Source organism: Rhodococcus sp. RS1C4 (assembly GCF_002258225.1).
GTDB lineage: Bacteria > Actinomycetota > Actinomycetes > Mycobacteriales > Mycobacteriaceae > Rhodococcoides > Rhodococcoides fascians_E.
Genome location: NZ_NOXZ01000003.1, coordinates 68656 through 83997, shown reverse-complemented (window position 1 = coordinate 83997; position 15342 = coordinate 68656). Strand labels below are relative to the sequence as shown.

24 protein-coding genes are annotated in these 15342 nt (G+C 62.8%); 22 read left to right on the top strand and 2 right to left on the bottom strand.

The window, feature by feature from the left end; translation table 11 throughout:
• On the bottom strand, nt 1-501 hold a 501-nt coding region (locus CH289_RS00525; protein ID WP_256976896.1), incomplete at its 3' end, for a TerD family protein.
• A gap of 248 nt (nt 502-749) precedes the next feature.
• On the opposite strand from CH289_RS00525, the gene rplN reads away from it, so the two are divergent.
• The 14 genes from rplN to map all read left to right on the top strand — a co-directional run bounded on the left by rplN (nt 750) and on the right by map (nt 9874).
• Nucleotides 750-1118, top strand: coding sequence for a 50S ribosomal protein L14 (gene rplN / locus CH289_RS00520; protein WP_008718280.1), 369 nt, complete (start codon nt 750-752; stop codon nt 1116-1118).
• The gene (gene rplX / locus CH289_RS00515; protein ID WP_019663557.1) at nt 1119-1436 is read left to right on the top strand and encodes a 50S ribosomal protein L24; all 318 of its coding nucleotides are present in this window, start codon (nt 1119-1121) and stop codon (nt 1434-1436) included.
• 1 nt (nt 1437) lies between these two features.
• On the top strand, nt 1438-2001 hold the full coding sequence (rplE, locus tag CH289_RS00510) for a 50S ribosomal protein L5 (RefSeq protein ID WP_019663558.1): 564 nt from the start codon (nt 1438-1440) through the stop codon (nt 1999-2001).
• Nucleotides 2002-2005: 4 nt separating this feature from the next.
• Nucleotides 2006-2191 (top strand): type Z 30S ribosomal protein S14, encoded by a 186-nt coding sequence (locus tag CH289_RS00505; protein WP_019663559.1) that lies wholly within the window; start codon nt 2006-2008, stop codon nt 2189-2191.
• A 229-nt stretch (nt 2192-2420) separates the two neighbouring features.
• Nucleotides 2421-3887, top strand: a complete 1467-nt coding sequence (locus CH289_RS00500; protein ID WP_019663560.1) for an APC family permease — start codon at nt 2421-2423, stop codon at nt 3885-3887.
• A 330-nt stretch (nt 3888-4217) separates the two neighbouring features.
• On the top strand, nt 4218-4616 hold the full coding sequence (gene rpsH, locus CH289_RS00495; RefSeq protein WP_019663561.1) for a 30S ribosomal protein S8: 399 nt from the start codon (nt 4218-4220) through the stop codon (nt 4614-4616).
• Between the two features lie 14 nt (nt 4617-4630).
• Nucleotides 4631-5170 (top strand): 50S ribosomal protein L6, encoded by a 540-nt coding sequence (gene rplF, locus CH289_RS00490; RefSeq protein WP_026347514.1) that lies wholly within the window; start codon nt 4631-4633, stop codon nt 5168-5170.
• A gap of 1 nt (nt 5171) precedes the next feature.
• A complete protein-coding gene (gene rplR / locus CH289_RS00485) occupies nt 5172-5585 on the top strand; it encodes a 50S ribosomal protein L18 (RefSeq protein ID WP_020111156.1) in 414 nt (137 codons plus the stop codon).
• A gap of 34 nt (nt 5586-5619) precedes the next feature.
• Entirely contained in the window at nt 5620-6282 is a 663-nt protein-coding gene (gene rpsE / locus CH289_RS00480; RefSeq protein ID WP_019663564.1) for a 30S ribosomal protein S5, read from the top strand.
• Nucleotides 6282-6461, top strand: coding sequence for a 50S ribosomal protein L30 (gene rpmD, locus CH289_RS00475; RefSeq protein WP_019663565.1), 180 nt, complete (start codon nt 6282-6284; stop codon nt 6459-6461). The genes rpsE and rpmD overlap by 1 nt, the downstream gene beginning before the upstream one ends.
• A 2-nt stretch (nt 6462-6463) precedes the next feature.
• A complete protein-coding gene (gene rplO / locus CH289_RS00470) occupies nt 6464-6907 on the top strand; it encodes a 50S ribosomal protein L15 (RefSeq protein ID WP_019663566.1) in 444 nt (147 codons plus the stop codon).
• A 296-nt stretch (nt 6908-7203) separates the two neighbouring features.
• The gene (gene secY / locus CH289_RS00465; RefSeq protein WP_019663567.1) at nt 7204-8526 is read left to right on the top strand and encodes a preprotein translocase subunit SecY; all 1323 of its coding nucleotides are present in this window, start codon (nt 7204-7206) and stop codon (nt 8524-8526) included.
• Complete coding sequence (locus CH289_RS00460; protein ID WP_019663568.1) at nt 8523-9077, top strand: adenylate kinase; 555 nt, start codon at nt 8523-8525, stop codon at nt 9075-9077. The genes secY and CH289_RS00460 overlap by 4 nt, the downstream gene beginning before the upstream one ends.
• On the top strand, nt 9077-9874 hold the full coding sequence (gene map, locus CH289_RS00455) for a type I methionyl aminopeptidase (protein WP_020111155.1): 798 nt from the start codon (nt 9077-9079) through the stop codon (nt 9872-9874). The genes CH289_RS00460 and map overlap by 1 nt, the downstream gene beginning before the upstream one ends.
• A 65-nt stretch (nt 9875-9939) precedes the next feature.
• Here the strand turns inward: map and dtd are convergent, their stop codons facing one another.
• Nucleotides 9940-10377: a D-aminoacyl-tRNA deacylase gene (gene dtd, locus CH289_RS00450; RefSeq protein ID WP_020111154.1), complete on the bottom strand. Its 438-nt coding sequence runs from the start codon at nt 10375-10377 to the stop codon at nt 9940-9942.
• Between the two features lie 222 nt (nt 10378-10599).
• Between dtd and infA the strand changes: the two genes are divergently transcribed.
• The 8 genes from infA (at nt 10600) to truA (ending at nt 15341) form a co-directional block, all read left to right on the top strand.
• On the top strand, nt 10600-10821 hold the full coding sequence (infA, locus tag CH289_RS00445; RefSeq protein WP_005140011.1) for a translation initiation factor IF-1: 222 nt from the start codon (nt 10600-10602) through the stop codon (nt 10819-10821).
• Between the two features lie 92 nt (nt 10822-10913).
• Nucleotides 10914-11027, top strand: coding sequence for a 50S ribosomal protein L36 (gene rpmJ, locus CH289_RS00440; protein ID WP_025347279.1), 114 nt, complete (start codon nt 10914-10916; stop codon nt 11025-11027).
• A gap of 200 nt (nt 11028-11227) precedes the next feature.
• Entirely contained in the window at nt 11228-11602 is a 375-nt protein-coding gene (gene rpsM, locus CH289_RS00435) for a 30S ribosomal protein S13 (RefSeq protein ID WP_019663573.1), read from the top strand.
• Nucleotides 11602-12015, top strand: a complete 414-nt coding sequence (rpsK, locus tag CH289_RS00430; protein WP_019663574.1) for a 30S ribosomal protein S11 — start codon at nt 11602-11604, stop codon at nt 12013-12015. Before rpsM ends, rpsK begins: the two co-directional genes overlap by 1 nt.
• A 20-nt stretch (nt 12016-12035) precedes the next feature.
• The gene (gene rpsD, locus CH289_RS00425) at nt 12036-12641 is read left to right on the top strand and encodes a 30S ribosomal protein S4 (RefSeq protein ID WP_019663575.1); all 606 of its coding nucleotides are present in this window, start codon (nt 12036-12038) and stop codon (nt 12639-12641) included.
• Between the two features lie 97 nt (nt 12642-12738).
• Nucleotides 12739-13803 carry a DNA-directed RNA polymerase subunit alpha gene (locus CH289_RS00420; protein ID WP_019663576.1) on the top strand — a complete coding sequence of 355 codons (1065 nt, stop codon included), beginning with the start codon at nt 12739-12741 and terminating at the stop codon, nt 13801-13803.
• 35 nt (nt 13804-13838) lie between these two features.
• Nucleotides 13839-14447, top strand: a complete 609-nt coding sequence (rplQ, locus tag CH289_RS00415; protein WP_019663577.1) for a 50S ribosomal protein L17 — start codon at nt 13839-13841, stop codon at nt 14445-14447.
• 6 nt (nt 14448-14453) lie between these two features.
• The gene (gene truA / locus CH289_RS00410) at nt 14454-15341 is read left to right on the top strand and encodes a tRNA pseudouridine(38-40) synthase TruA (RefSeq protein ID WP_019663578.1); all 888 of its coding nucleotides are present in this window, start codon (nt 14454-14456) and stop codon (nt 15339-15341) included.
• The last annotated feature ends 1 nt before the right edge of the window (nt 15342 follow it).

The following is a 15342-nucleotide window of genomic DNA, read 5'->3' as shown; positions in this document are numbered from 1 at the left end:
GTCGTCGTCGATGGTGATCCCGAACGCGGTCGCGACACCGGCCAAGCCGTCGGTAAAGCCTTGCCCGACGGCACGGATCTTCCAGGCGTCACCGCGTCGGTAGATCTCGAGGCACACGAGTGCATTCTCGGCGCCCAATGCGTCGGCCGGGTACGTGACGACGGTGGTCCCGGTGGAGTCGACGACACTTGTCTCGACGGGCCCGGAGGCAGCAAACGTCGGTGCACCGGTGCCGTCGAGCGAGGCAGTGATGGCCACTGTGTCGACACCTGCGGGAATTCGTTCGGGTTCGACGGTGATCCGGTGCCCGCTCGGATCCCGGTGGTACTGCACTCCGGCGCCGGAAGGCTGGTTGTAGAAGATCAGGTCGTCGTCCGAGCGCACTCTTCCGCCAGCGCCGAGCAGCAGTGCCGATACGTCGACTGTCGCTGAAGTTCGGAGCGTGACAGTCAACGTCCCAGGGGGAGCGGGGCAATTCTCCCCGCGGGCGAGGGTCTTCACGTGTTCCAGTGTGCACGACGTGCGGCGCGGCCCACAGGCGCAGGCCGCCACGCGTCGGGTTACCCGGAGACGTAGTGGATGCGTACGTGTCGACCAGCCACGATTTGGATTCGATCCGGTGCGTCCCCTACACTTGACGGGTTGCCTGTGGCAGCGGTGTGTCTTCGTGCGCCCGCTCCGCGGTAGCCGACCGCGCGTGTCGGGACGGAAATCCGGCACGTATGCACATCCAGGTCTAGGAGAAGTTTGTGATTCAGCAGGAGTCGCGAGTACGCGTTGCTGATAACACGGGCGCGAAGGAAATCCTTTGCATCCGCGTTCTCGGTGGCTCGTCACGTCGCTACGCCGGAATCGGCGACATCATCGTAGCTACGGTGAAGGACGCCATCCCCGGTGGAAACATCAAGAAGGGCGAGGTCGTCAAGGCCGTCATCGTCCGCACCGTCAAGGAGCGTCGTCGCCCGGACGGTTCCTACATCCGTTTCGACGAGAACGCTGCCGTGCTGATCAAGCCGGACAACGACCCTCGCGGAACCCGCATCTTCGGCCCGGTCGGCCGCGAGCTGCGTGAGAAGAAGTTCATGAAGATCGTCTCGCTCGCCCCGGAGGTGCTGTAAATGAAGGTGCACAAGGGCGACACCGTTCTCGTGATCGCCGGCAAGGACAAGGGCGCCAAGGGCAAGGTCATTCAGGCTTACCCCGCTGACTCCAAGGTCCTCGTCGAGGGCGTGAACCGGATCAAGAAGCACACCGCGGTTTCCGCGAACCAGCGTGGCGCATCCTCGGGCGGAATCGTCACGCAGGAAGCCCCGATCCACGTATCGAACGTTGCAGTCATCGACTCGGACGGAAACCCAACTCGCGTGGGCTACCGGACCGACGAAGAGACCGGCAAGCGCGTTCGTGTTTCCCGGAAGAACGGGAAGGACATCTGAGATGACTACCACTGAGAACACGCAGCCCCGGCTGAAGGCGCGCTACCGCGCCGAGATCAAGGACGCCCTGAACACCGAGTTCGCATACGACAACGTCATGCAGATCCCCGGTGTCGTCAAGGTCGTCGTCAACATGGGTGTCGGCGACGCCGCCCGTGACGCGAAGCTGATCAACGGTGCAGTTGCCGACCTGGCAGCGATCACCGGCCAGAAGCCGGAGATCCGCAAGGCCCGCAAGTCCATCGCACAGTTCAAGCTTCGCGAAGGAATGCCCATCGGTGCCCGCGTCACGCTTCGCGGCGACCGCATGTGGGAGTTCCTGGACCGCCTGACTTCCATTGCCCTTCCCCGAATCAGGGACTTCCGCGGCCTGAGCGGCACGCAGTTCGACGGCAACGGCAACTACACGTTCGGCCTCAACGAGCAGTCGATGTTCCACGAGATCGACGTGGACAAGATCGATCGTCCGCGCGGCATGGACATCACCGTGGTGACCACCGCAACCAACAACGAAGAAGGCCGCGCGCTGCTCAAGCACCTCGGCTTCCCGTTCAAGGAGAACTGAGTCCATGGCGAAGAAGGCATTGGTCAACAAGGCCAACAAGAAGCCGAAGTTCGCAGTGCGTGGTTACACGCGTTGCAACCGCTGCGGCCGTCCCCACTCCGTGTTCCGCAAGTTCGGCCTGTGCCGTATCTGCGTTCGCGAAATGGCGCACCGCGGAGAACTCCCCGGCGTTCACAAGAGCTCCTGGTGACCTCCAGGCCCTGAAACGGCGATGTCTCAGGGCCTCGCGTAGTTACCACGCTGACGCATCACGCTGACGGGCGTGGGTTCCGACAGGAACCCACGCCCGTTTTTCGTGTGCGCCCTCTACCTGCACTATCGACCTCGATCGACCCGGCTGCAACGGGTGGACGTTTCGAGTATCCAGACCACGCCTGCAGGTCTATCGTGAACCGAACCGACGCTTTCGGAGGTTCGCCATGGCAACACTGAAGCACGACGAAGCGCAAGAAGAACAAGGCGAACTGAAACGCGTCCTCGGGCCAGGGCTACTGCTTCTGTTCATCGTCGGCGACATCCTCGGTGCAGGTGTGTACGCCGTCACGGGCGACATGATCTCCAACGTCGGTGGTATCGCGTGGGTACCGTTCGTGCTCGCATTCGTCGTCGCGACTCTGACGGCCTTTTCCTACCTGGAATTGGTGACGAAATACCCGCAGGCTGCGGGTGCGGCTCTGTACACCCACAAAGCTTTCGGAATTCATTTCGCGACATTCATCGTGGCTTTCGCCGTCATCTGTTCCGGCATCACCAGCGCGGCGACGTCGTCGAACGTCGTGGCCGGTAATTTGCTCGCCGGGCTACACGAAACATTCAGCACCACAGACGGACTCGGTTGGTTCGACATACCAACAGGCTCGACGGCTCAGCTCGTCGTCGCGCTGCTGTTCATGGGCTTTCTCGCAGCGATCAACCTCAGGGGCGTCGGAGAATCCGTGAAATTCAACGTTGTCCTGACCGGAATCGAAATGGCTGCGTTGGCAATCGTCATCGTGATCGGATTCGTCGCGGTGGGCCGGGGGAGTGCCGAGGGCGATATCGCCAACCTCGTGGTGTTCGAGGACCAGAACGAGAAAGGCATGTTTCTCGCGGTGACGGTCGCCACGACGATCGCGTTCTTCGCCATGGTCGGTTTCGAGGATTCCGTGAACATGGTCGAGGAGACGAAAGAGCCGCAGAAGATCTTCCCGAAGATGATGTTGTCCGGTCTCGGCATCGCCTGCCTGATCTACGTGCTGGTCGTCGTCGCGGTCATCGCCGTTCTACCGCTGAACTACGATTCGGGAAGCGAAGGAATTCTGTTGCACGTCGTGCGCGTCGGTGCACCGAGTCTCCCCATCGACGAGATATTCCCCTACATGACGGTGTTCGCCGTGGCCAACACTGCACTCATCAACATGCTGATGGCCAGCAGATGCATTTACGGTCTCGCCCGGCAGCGAGTCCTGCCGACGGCACTCGGAGCAGTACTTCCGAAACGTCGATCGCCCTGGACCGCAATCCTTTTCACGACTGTTCTTGCGGTGGTGCTGATCGTCGTGGTCAATCGGCTGTCCGGCAATTCGGTGGTCAGCGCCCTGTCGGGAACCACCGGCTTGTTGCTGCTCGGAGTGTTCGCCGTGGTCAACGTCGCCTGCCTGGTGTTGAAGCAACGGGCGGACAAGACCTTCTTCCGAGCGCCGTTCTGGGTACCGGTCGCCGGAGCAGTGCTGTGCCTGTTCCTGGTGGGCCCGTGGGCTCGAACCGATGCACAGATGATTCAGTACAAGATCGCCGGTGCCATGCTGCTGCTCGGCGTCGTCCTGTGGGCGGTCACCTACGTCGTCAACCGAGCGACGGGGCAGGGTGCGCCGCGTATCGACGTCGACAGGCTGGATCAGGACTGAGGGCGAACGATTTGGAGTTTGCCCACCGGTTGCCTACACTAGTGCGGTTGCCCGGGCTTCGTCGTGCCTGCACACGAGTCCTTGCAATACAGACGCAACCTCGAGTTCTCCGCACGCGGCATCACCACGCGGAAGCTCGAAACACCTGGCAGTGCAGAGATGCATTGCTTGGAGCGCAACCCCTGACCGGCAACAGTCGGTCAGGACATGTTCACTTCGTTGTAGGCCCACGATGTGACGAGCCAGGCCCGGGTTGTTCGCCAACCCAGGGGGCACCAGTTCGCACGTGTTGCATGGGAACCGCTGCGAGAAAGGTGCACAGGTCACACCATGACGATGACCGATCCAATTGCAGACTTCTTGACCCGTCTGCGCAACGCCAACTCGGCGTACCACGACCAGGTGAAGCTTCCCCACTCGAAGCTGAAGGCGAACATCGCCGACATCCTGAAGCGTGAGGGCTACATCGCTGATTTCCGCACCGAAGACGCCGAGGTCGGCAAGACCCTCATCGTCGATCTGAAGTACGGGCCCAGCCGTGAGCGCAGCCTCGCGGGCGTGCGTCGTATCTCGAAGCCTGGTCTTCGCGTATACGCAAAATCCACCAATCTGCCCAAGGTTCTCGGCGGCCTGGGCGTGGCGATCATCTCCACGTCCACCGGTCTGCTCACAGAACGTCAGGCGGCCAAGCAGGGTGTGGGCGGAGAAGTCCTCGCCTACGTCTGGTAGGGGAGGCCACCACCATGTCACGTATTGGAAAATTGCCGGTCGCGGTCCCCGCGGGCGTCGACATCACGATCGACGGCCAGAACGTCGCGGTCAAGGGCCCCAAGGGTGCCCTGAGCCTGACGATCGCCGAGCCCATCCAGATCGCACGTGCGGATGACGGCAGCATCGCCGTGACCCGCCCCGACGACGAGCGTCGTAGCCGTGCATTGCACGGTCTCTCGCGCACCCTGGTCGCGAACCTCATCACCGGTGTCACCAACGGTTACACCACCAAGATGGAGATTCACGGCGTCGGTTACCGAACGGTGCTGAAGGGCAAGGATCTCGAATTCGCACTCGGGTACAGCCACCCTGTGCTGATCGAGGCGCCGGAAGGCATCACCTTCACGGTCGAGTCGCCCACGCGTTTCACCATCACCGGTATCGACAAGCAGGCAGTCGGCCAGATCGCTGCCAACATTCGTCGTCTGCGGCGTCCGGACCCGTACAAGGGCAAGGGCATCCGCTACGAGGGTGAAGTTATCCGCCGCAAGGTCGGAAAGACGGGTAAGTGATATGAGCCAGCAAACAGCAGACAAGGCGAAGGTCGACCGCACGCCTCGCGGCACGGACATCTCGACGAAGCGTCGCCTCTCGAAGGCGCGTCGCCACTTCCGTCTCCGCAAGAAGATCTCCGGAACGCCCGAGCGTCCTCGCTTGGTCGTCAACCGCTCTTCGCGCCACATCCACGTTCAGCTCGTCGACGATCTGGCAGGCCACACCCTGGCTTCCGCATCGACGATCGAAGCCGACGTGCGTGCGCTCGACGGAGACAAGAAGGCGCAGAGCGCAAAGGTCGGCGAGCTCATCGCCAGCCGCGCCAAGGCAGCTGGAATCGACGCGGTCGTCTTCGACCGTGGCGGCAACAGCTACAGCGGCCGCATCGCGGCTCTGGCCGATGCCGCTCGTGAAGGCGGGTTGGCATTCTGATGATGACTGCAACTGACAACGGAAGGACAGCCTGATGCCGGGACGTCAACGGCGTGACGGCGGAAATGGCCCCGCCGGACAGAACAGTGGACCCAACAGTGGTGGCGACAACCGCGGTGACAACCGTGGTGGACGCGACCGCCGTGACAACTCGCGTGGCGGAAACGCTGCCGAGAAGTCGAACTTCATCGAGCGCGTAGTCGCGATCAACCGCGTCTCCAAGGTCGTCAAGGGTGGTCGTCGCTTCAGCTTCACCGCCCTCGTCATCGTCGGAGACGGCAACGGCTTGGTCGGCGTCGGCTACGGCAAGGCCAAGGAAGTTCCCGCAGCCATCCAGAAGGGTGTCGAAGAGGCCCGCAAGAGCTTCTTCCGCGTCCCGATGATCGGCGGCACCATCACGCACCCCGTCCAGGGTGAAGCAGCAGCAGGCGTCGTCATGCTCCGCCCGGCCAGCGCCGGTACCGGTGTCATCGCCGGTGGTGCTGTTCGCGCCGTGCTGGAGTGCGCAGGCATCCACGACGTGCTGTCGAAGTCGCTCGGTAGCGACAACGCCATCAACGTCGTTCACGCCACCGTCGCAGCCCTCAAGGATCTGCAGCGTCCCGAGGAAGTCGCGGCTCGCCGTGGACTCACCCTCGAAGAGGTTGCACCTGCCGGAATGCTGCGTGCGCGTGCACAGGCAGGAGCGGTGAAGTAATGGCACAGCTGAAGGTCACTCAGATCAAGAGCACCATCGGCCAGAAGTCGAACCAGCGGGACAGTCTGCGGACCCTCGGACTCAAAGGCATCCGCCAGTCCGTCGTCCGCGAGGACACCCCGCAGACTCGCGGACTGGTCAACGTGGTGCGCCACCTCGTAACAGTTGAGGAGGTCTAACCATGACCATCAAACTGCACCACCTGCGCCCCGCACCCGGATCCAAGTCGGCGAAGATTCGCGTCGGCCGCGGTGAAGGTGGCAAGCGTGGCAAGACCGCAGGTCGCGGTACCAAGGGAACCGGCGCACGCAAGAACGTGCCGGCACGCTTCGAGGGTGGCCAGATGCCCCTTCACATGCGTCTCCCGAAGCTCAAGGGCTTCACCAACCCGAACCGTGTCGAGTTCCAGGTCGTGAACCTTCGCGACATCGAGCGCCTGTTCCCCGAGGGTGGCCAGATCAGCATCGCTGACCTGATTGCCAAGGGCGCAGTCCGCAAGAACGAGCCCGTCAAGGTTCTGGGCGACGGCAAGCTGACCGTGAAGGTCGACATCTCCGTCAACAAGTTCACCGGTTCCGCCAAGGAAAAGATCGCCGCTGCCGGCGGTTCTGCAACCGAGGTATAGCCGCGAACTCGACTCCGGTCGAGTGAGCACACAGTGTGACGATGGCCGCAGCGGCAACCCCTTTCGAGGGCAACGCTGCGGCCATCGCTGCAGTGCAGTAGCTCGCCCGCCGACCGGTCGGGTGGTGCGCGGACTGTCCGTCCGGCGGTTCGTCGCGCACTGTTAGAGTTCTAGAGTTACGTGAACATGCGTTTCATGCGGACGACCCGTGTCGTGCGCAATCCAAGATCGAACAGCCGAGAGCCTGGTGGCTCGATGCAAGTTTCGATGCCATCGCAGTCGTGCCAGGAGGATCTTTGCTTTCCGCCTTCGTGTCGGCCCTCAGGACCCCTGACCTGAGACGGAAGATCCTGTTCACACTCGGTCTGGTCGCCCTGTACCGCTTCGGCGCTACGCTTCCGTCGCCGGGTGTGGATTACGCCAACGTCCGAGCCTGCATCGACCAGGTCTCCGGTGGTGACCAAGCGGGTATCTACTCGCTTATCAACCTTTTCTCCGGTGGTGCGCTGCTGCAGTTGTCGGTCTTCGCGATCGGCATCATGCCGTACATCACTGCGAGCATCATCGTTCAGCTCCTGACGGTCGTCATCCCGAAGTTCGAGCAACTCCGCAAGGAGGGCCAGTCCGGCCAGGCGAAAATGACGCAGTACACCCGTTACCTGTCGATCGCGCTCGCGATCCTGCAGGCGACCGGCCTCGTCGCTCTCGCTTCACGCGGACAGCTCCTTCAGGGATGCCAGCAGGACATCATCGCCGACCAGTCGATCTTCGGACTCGTCATCATCGTTCTCGTCATGACCGCAGGTGCGGCCGTGGTGATGTGGTTCGGTGAGGTCATCACCGAACGTGGTGTGGGCAACGGTATGTCGCTGCTGATCTTCGCCGGAATCGCGTCGCGTATCCCGTCCGAGGGCAAGTCCATCCTCGACAGCCGCGGAGGCCTCGTCTTCGCGCTCGTCTGCGTCGCTGCGTTCCTCATCATCGCCGGCGTCGTGTTCGTCGAGCAGGGCCAGCGCCGAATCCCTGTCCAGTACGCCAAGCGCATGGTGGGCCGGAAGATGTACGGCGGCTCGTCGACGTACCTCCCTCTGAAGGTCAACCAGGCCGGAGTCATCCCGGTGATCTTCGCGTCCTCGCTTCTGTACCTACCGAACTTGATCGCCCAGCTCACGTCCGCAAGCACCGCCGTGGACCCCAGTTGGTGGCAGCGAATCATCAACGAGTACCTGGTGAATCCGGCGAACCCGGTCTACATCGCCATCTACTTCGGCCTCATCGTCTTCTTCACGTACTTCTACGTCGCCATCACCTTCAATCCAGAAGAACGCGCCGACGAGATGAAGAAGTTCGGAGGCTTCATCCCCGGAATCCGTCCGGGCAGGCCGACCGCCGATTATCTGAACTACGTCCTCAGCCGCATCACCCTGCCGGGCGCTATCTACCTGGGCACCATCGCCGTGCTGCCCAACCTGTTCCTCGACATCGGAAGCTCCGGCGGCGCGCAGAACCTGCCGTTCGGTGGCACCGCCGTGCTGATCATGGTCAGCGTCGGCCTCGATACCGTGAAGCAGATCGAAAGTCAGTTGATGCAGCGTAACTACGAAGGGTTCCTCAAGTGAGACTCGTTCTTCTTGGTCCTCCCGGTGCAGGCAAAGGCACCCAAGCAGCAGTCCTGTCGGAGAAGCTGGGCGTTCCCCACATCTCGACCGGCGATCTGTTTCGCGCCAACATCGGTGAGAAGACTCCACTGGGAATCGAAGCGAAGAAGTACCTCGACGCCGGTGATCTCGTCCCGAGCGAGCTGACCGTCGACATGGTCCGCAGCCGCCTCGCAGAGCCGGATGCCGTCAACGGCTTCCTGCTCGACGGGTTCCCCCGATCCGTCGGCCAGGCGGAAGCACTCGTCGGAATCCTCGCCGATCTCGGCGCCAAGCTCGACGCCGTCCTGTCCTTCGTCGTGGACGAGGACGTCGTGGTCGAGCGCATGCTCGCTCGCGGACGTGAGGACGACAAGGAAGACGTCATCCGCAATCGCCTCAAGGTCTACCGCGACGAGACCGCACCGTTGCTGGACTACTACACGGACCAGATCGTCACCGTCGACGCGATCGGCGACGTGGAAGAAGTCAGTGCTCGCGCACTGAAGGCGATCGAGGGCACCGACAAGTAATGGCGTTCGGTCGTAAGCGCAAGGTAGTGCCGTTTCGCAGCCCTGGCGAACTCGACGCCATGGCTGCGGCCGGCGCCGTGGTCGGCGCCGCACTGGTTGCCGTGCGCGACGCGGCCAAGCCGGGTGTCTCGACGTTGGAGCTCGACCGCGTCGCGGAAGCGGTCATCCGTGACGCGGGCGCAGTTCCGTCGTTTCTGGGTTACCACGGGTTCACCGGCAGCATCTGCTCGTCGGTGAACGACCGTGTGGTTCACGGAATCCCTTCCGCGTCGGATGTTCTCGTTGCCGGTGACCTGATCTCCATCGACTGCGGCGCAATTCTCGACGGCTGGCACGGCGACTCCGCCTGGACGTTCGGCGTCGGAGACATCATCGAAGCCGACGAGTTGCTCAGTGAGGCCACGAGGTTGTCGATGGAGGCAGGAATCGCTGCCATGCTGCCGGGCAACCGGCTGACCGACGTCTCACACGCCATCGAGAACGGAACGTACGCCGCCGAGAAGTTGCACGGCCGCAAGTACGGAATCGTCGACGGCTACGGTGGCCACGGCATCGGCCGCGAGATGCACATGGAACCGTTTCTGGCCAACGAAGGCGCTCCGGGCAAAGGTCCCGAACTCGTGGTCGGGTCCACTCTCGCGATCGAACCGATGCTGACACTCGGTACGTACGAAACCGAGATTCTCGACGACGAATGGACTGTCGTCACCACCGATGGCTCTCGTGCCGCGCACTGGGAGCACACTGTCGCCGTGACCGAGGACGGCCCCCGCATTCTGACATTGCGGCCGGAGTAGTTCGACGTACGAGTAGTCCGAGGTTCGAGTAGTTCGACGCACGAGTAGTTCGGCGCTCGAGTAATTCATAGTTCGACGGTGATGGTGACCGGTCCGTCGTTGACCAGTGACACTTTCATGTGCGCTCCGAATTGCCCGGTCTCGACGGTGGCGCCGAGGTCGCGTAGTCGATGTACGACGTGGTCGACCAACGGCTCGGCCGCGGCGCCGGGCGCAGCGCGGTTCCAGGATGGTCGACGTCCTTTCGAGATGTCGGCGTACAGCGTGAACTGACTGATCACCAGGATCGGCGCGAGTTCGTCGGCTGCAGACTTCTCGCCGTCGAGGATTCGCATCCGCCATATCTTGTCCGCCAGCGCGTCGGCGATCCGTGCGTCGTCGGACTGGGTGACGCCGACGAGGACGACCAGGCCCTGGCCTCCGGGGGCCGGTATCAGGGAGCCGACGACGTGGCCGTCGACCGTGACGGATGCTTCCGAAACCCGTTGGATCACCGCGCGCATCAGTTCAGCTTGCCATGGGTCGATCATGCATTTGGCCTGGTGCGACTTTGCCGGTAGCATAGGTCGGCGGTGCGCTCTGCGTTCCGGTTGTTCGCATGCCTGCGCAAGCCGGCGGTTGTTCGACCGGTTGCTTCCCCCGGCCTTCGGTCGGTGGCCAGTGAGCATCACGGTAACGCAAAACAGATGCAATCAACCAGGTGTTAAGCCAGGGACGCGGAGGATATGGCTAAGAAAGACGGTGCCATCGAGGTCGAGGGCCGGGTAGTCGAACCCTTGCCCAATGCGATGTTTCGCATTGAGCTCGAGAACGGCCACAAGGTGCTCGCACACATCAGTGGAAAGATGCGCCAGCACTACATTCGCATCCTCCCCGAGGATCGCGTCGTAGTGGAGCTCTCTCCGTACGACCTCACGCGTGGACGCATCGTTTACCGCTACAAGTAACAAGCTTCTCCGGCCAGGTCCGGTCGGAGAGAACCATGCTCGCGACGTACCGCTGTGCGGTGCGCGAGGGCTACACACAGGAGATCAACGACGTGAAGGTTCAGCCGAGCGTCAAGAAGATCTGCGAGAAGTGCAAGGTGATTCGTCGTAACGGACGAGTCATGGTCATCTGCGACAACCTGCGTCACAAGCAGCGTCAGGGATAACCACCGAGCATTCGCGTTTCTGCTTGGCACATAGCTAGAAGAAGACCTCCCAGCACCAACCGCAACATTCGAGTTGCGGCACACCCCCGGCACGGAGGCCGGGGCCCCACTGAGTTTTGGAGAGCCGCAAGGTTCTCGGCAGTACAGAGGCACAGGGGACGGACTGGGAGCAGACCTCCGGACATGAAAAGGAATGCCACATGGCACGTCTCGCAGGTGTGGATCTGCCGCGCGAAAAGCGCATGGAGATCGCACTGACTTACATCTACGGCGTCGGCCGTACCCGCTCGAAGGAGATTCTCGACGCAACCGGCGTGAGCCCGGATCTGCGTTCGAAGGATCTGTCCGACGAAGATCTGACCAAGCTCCGCGAGTACATCGAGGAGTCCCTCAAGGTCGAGGGCGACCTGCGCCGCGAGGTGCAGGCCGACATCCGTCGCAAGATCGAAATCGGCTGCTACCAGGGCCTTCGCCACCGTCGTGGTCTGCCCGTACGTGGACAGCGCACCAAGACCAATGCGCGCACCCGTAAGGGCCCCAAGCGCACCATTGCCGGCAAGAAGAAGGCGAAGTAATGCCCCCTAAAGCACGCGGTACAGGCCCGAAGAAGACGCAGAAGACGCGTCGCAGGGACAAGAAGAACGTCCCGCACGGATCTGCGCACATCAAGAGCACGTTCAACAACACGATCGTGTCGATCACCGACCCGGCAGGCAACGTCATCTCGTGGGCGTCGTCGGGACACGTGGGCTTCAAGGGCTCGCGTAAGTCGACTCCGTTCGCCGCGCAGCTCGCAGCCGAGAACGCTGCCCGCAAGGCGCAGGAGCACGGCGTCAAGAAGGTCGACGTGTTCGTCAAGGGTCCCGGCTCCGGCCGTGAGACCGCTATCCGTTCGCTCCAGGCTGCTGGCCTGGAGGTCGGCACCATCTCCGATGTCACCCCTCAGCCGCACAACGGCTGCCGTCCGCCCAAGCGGCGTCGGGTCTAGCGGGAAGGAAGGTTTAGAAAATGGCACGTTATACCGGTCCCGCTACCCGCAAGTCGCGTCGTCTGCGCGTCGACCTCGTCGGAGGCGACCAGGCGTTCGAGCGTCGCCCCTACCCGCCCGGCCAGCACGGTCGCGCGCGGATCAAGGAGAGCGAGTACCTGCTCCAGCTGCAGGAGAAGCAGAAGGCACGCTTCACCTACGGCGTCATGGAGAAGCAGTTCCGTCTCTACTACAAGGAAGCCAACAAGCGCCCCGGCAAGACCGGTGAGAACCTGTTGACGATCCTCGAGACGCGACTCGACAACGTCATCTACCGTGCGGGCCTCGCTCGCACGCGTCGTCAGGCACGCCAGCTGGTCACGCACGGACACTTCCTGGTCAACAACCAGCGAGTGGACATCCCCAGCTACCGCGTCTCGCAGTACGACATCATCGATGTCCGCGAGAAGTCCGCACAGACTCTCCCGATCCAGGTTGCACGCGAGAGCTACGGCGATCGTCCGGTTGCCCCGTGGCTGCAGGTCGTTCCCAACCGCCTTCGCATCCTGGTTCACCGGGTACCGGAGCGCGCACAGATCGATGTGCCGCTCCAGGAGCAGCTCATCGTCGAGTACTACTCGAAGTAAGGCGCAGCACGCCTGCGGGTGTCATCGATACCCGCAGGCGTTCTCGCCTCCACACGTGGACGTCAAATAGCGGACGTCCGTACAGGAGGAATACACAATGCTCATTTCACAGCGCCCGACGTTGACCGAAGAGGTCATCGCCGACAACCGCTCGAAATTCGTCATCGAGCCGCTCGAGCCTGGCTTCGGTTACACCCTCGGCAACTCGCTCCGCCGTACCCTGCTGTCGTCGATCCCCGGCGCTGCTGTCACCAGCATCCGCATCGACGGCGTTCTCCACGAGTTCACCACTGTCCCCGGAGTCAAGGAAGATGTCACCGACATCATCCTGAACCTCAAGGGTCTCGTCGTGAGCTCCGAAGAGGACGAGCCGGTCACCATGTACGTCCGCAAGCAGGGCCCCGGCTCTGTCACCGCAGGCGACATCGTTCCCCCGGCCGGCGTCACGGTGAACAACCCGGATCTGCACATCGCGACCTTGAACGACAAGGGCAAGCTGGAGATCGAGCTCGTCGTAGAGCGCGGTCGCGGTTACGTCCCCGCCGTTCAGAACAAGGCTTCGGGCGCAGAGATCGGCCGTATCCCGGTCGACTCGATCTACTCGCCCGTGCTCAAGGTCACCTACAAGGTGGAGGCCACTCGCGTCGAACAGCGCACCGACTTCGATCGGCTCGTTCTCGACGTGGAGACCAAGAACTCCATCACCGCGCGGGACGCGCTCGCATCTGCGGGCAAGACCCTGGTTGAGCTCTTCGGCCTCGCCCGTGAGCTGAACGTCGAAGCAGAAGGAATCGAGATCGGACCCTCGCCCGCCGAGGCCGACCACATCGCTTCCTTCGGACTCCCCATCGAGGACCTGGACCTCACCGTCCGTTCCTACAACTGCCTCAAGCGCGAGGGTGTTCACACCGTCGGCGAGCTGGTTGGCCGTACCGAGTCCGATCTGCTGGACATCCGTAACTTCGGACAGAAGTCCATCGACGAGGTGAAGGTCAAGCTGCACTCGCTCGGCCTCTCGCTCAAGGACAGCCCCGCGTCCTTCGATCCGACCACCGTGCCCGGATACGACGCCACCACGGGAACGTGGAGCGACACCGATGCTGGATCCTTCGCGGACAGCGAAGGCGCCGAGCAGGACTACGCCGAGACAGAACAGCTGTAATCAGCTCGCTTTGAGCTCTTACTAGGAGATTCATCATGCCCAAGCCCACCAAGGGCCGCCGTCTCGGCGGGTCGGCGTCGCACCAGAAGGCCATCCTGGCCAACCTGGCGACGGCACTCTTCGAGCACGGCCGCATCACCACCACCGAGTCGAAGGCCAAGCGCCTTCGTCCGCACGCCGAGAAGCTTGTCACCCACGCCAAGAAGGGTGATCTCGCTCATCGTCGTGAGGTTCTCAAGACGATCAACAACAAAGATGTCGTGCACAAGCTGTTCGCCGAGATCGGGCCGTTCTTCGCCGATCGCGACGGTGGCTACACACGCATCATCAAGACCGTCCCCCGCAAGGGCGACAATGCACCGATGGCCATCATCGAACTCGTCAACGAGCAGACGGTGTCCAACGAGGCAGATCGCGCTCGTCGCGTGAAGGCGTCGCAGACCGCACCGGCTGCTGCAGAGGCTCCCGCCGCTGCAGAGTCGGCCGAGGAGAACGTCGTCGAGGCTGTCGAAGCCGACGCGACCGACGCTCAGGTCGAGAACGCCGACGCCGTCGTCGAGGGCATCGAGGACAAGGACGCCCACGCGTCGGACGCGTCCGAGGCCGAAGCTGTGTCCACCGAAGACCAGGGCAAGAAGGACTAGTCCACTTTGGTCTCGGAGTTCAGCGCAAGCGGACCCGTCGTTCCCACCGGGAACGGCGGGTCCGCTTTTTCGGCGTCCCGGAGACTGCGCCTCGACATCTCCTACGACGGAACCGACTTCTCCGGCTGGGCACGTCAGCCAGGGATCCGCACGGTGTGTGGTGTTCTCGAGGAAGCCTTCTCGACAGTGCTACGTCAGCCCGTCGAGTTGACCGTCGCCGGCCGCACCGATGCGGGCGTCCACGCACGCGGACAGGTCGCGCATGCCGACGTCGTCGGTGGAGTCGACGAACCGGATCGACTGATACGACGAATGGCCAGGTTTCTACCGACCGACGTGCGTGTCACGGCATTGACGACGGTCAGCAAGGACTTCGACGCACGCTTCTCGGCGCTGCGACGACATTACGAGTACCGGTTCAGCGTGGCACGCTACGGAGTCGACCCGTTGGACCGTCGATCAATCGTGTCGTGGCCGCGGGAGATCGACCTCGACGCGATGCGCGACGCATCGGCGAGGCTCGTCGGGCTCCACGATTTCGCCGCATTCTGCAAGCGCCGCGAGGGTGCAACCACGGTCCGGGAGCTTCAACGGTTCGACTGGAAGCGGGACGGCGACCACGTCACGGCCTACGTGAGCGCCGACGCGTTCTGCTGGTCGATGGTCAGGAGCTTGGTGGGCGCTCTCCAGGCGGTGGGGGAGGGACGACGAAGTCCGGAGTGGACAGCGTCGTTGCTCGAGACCCGCTCGAGGTCCAGCGCGGTGACGGTCGCTCCGGCACACGGTCTTTCCCTGGTGGGTGTCGACTATCCACGGGACGAGGAACTCGCCGAACGTAATGCAGCAACCCGCGAAGTCCGTCCGGAGATTCCGGCCTCCGGATTCTGTTGTTGAC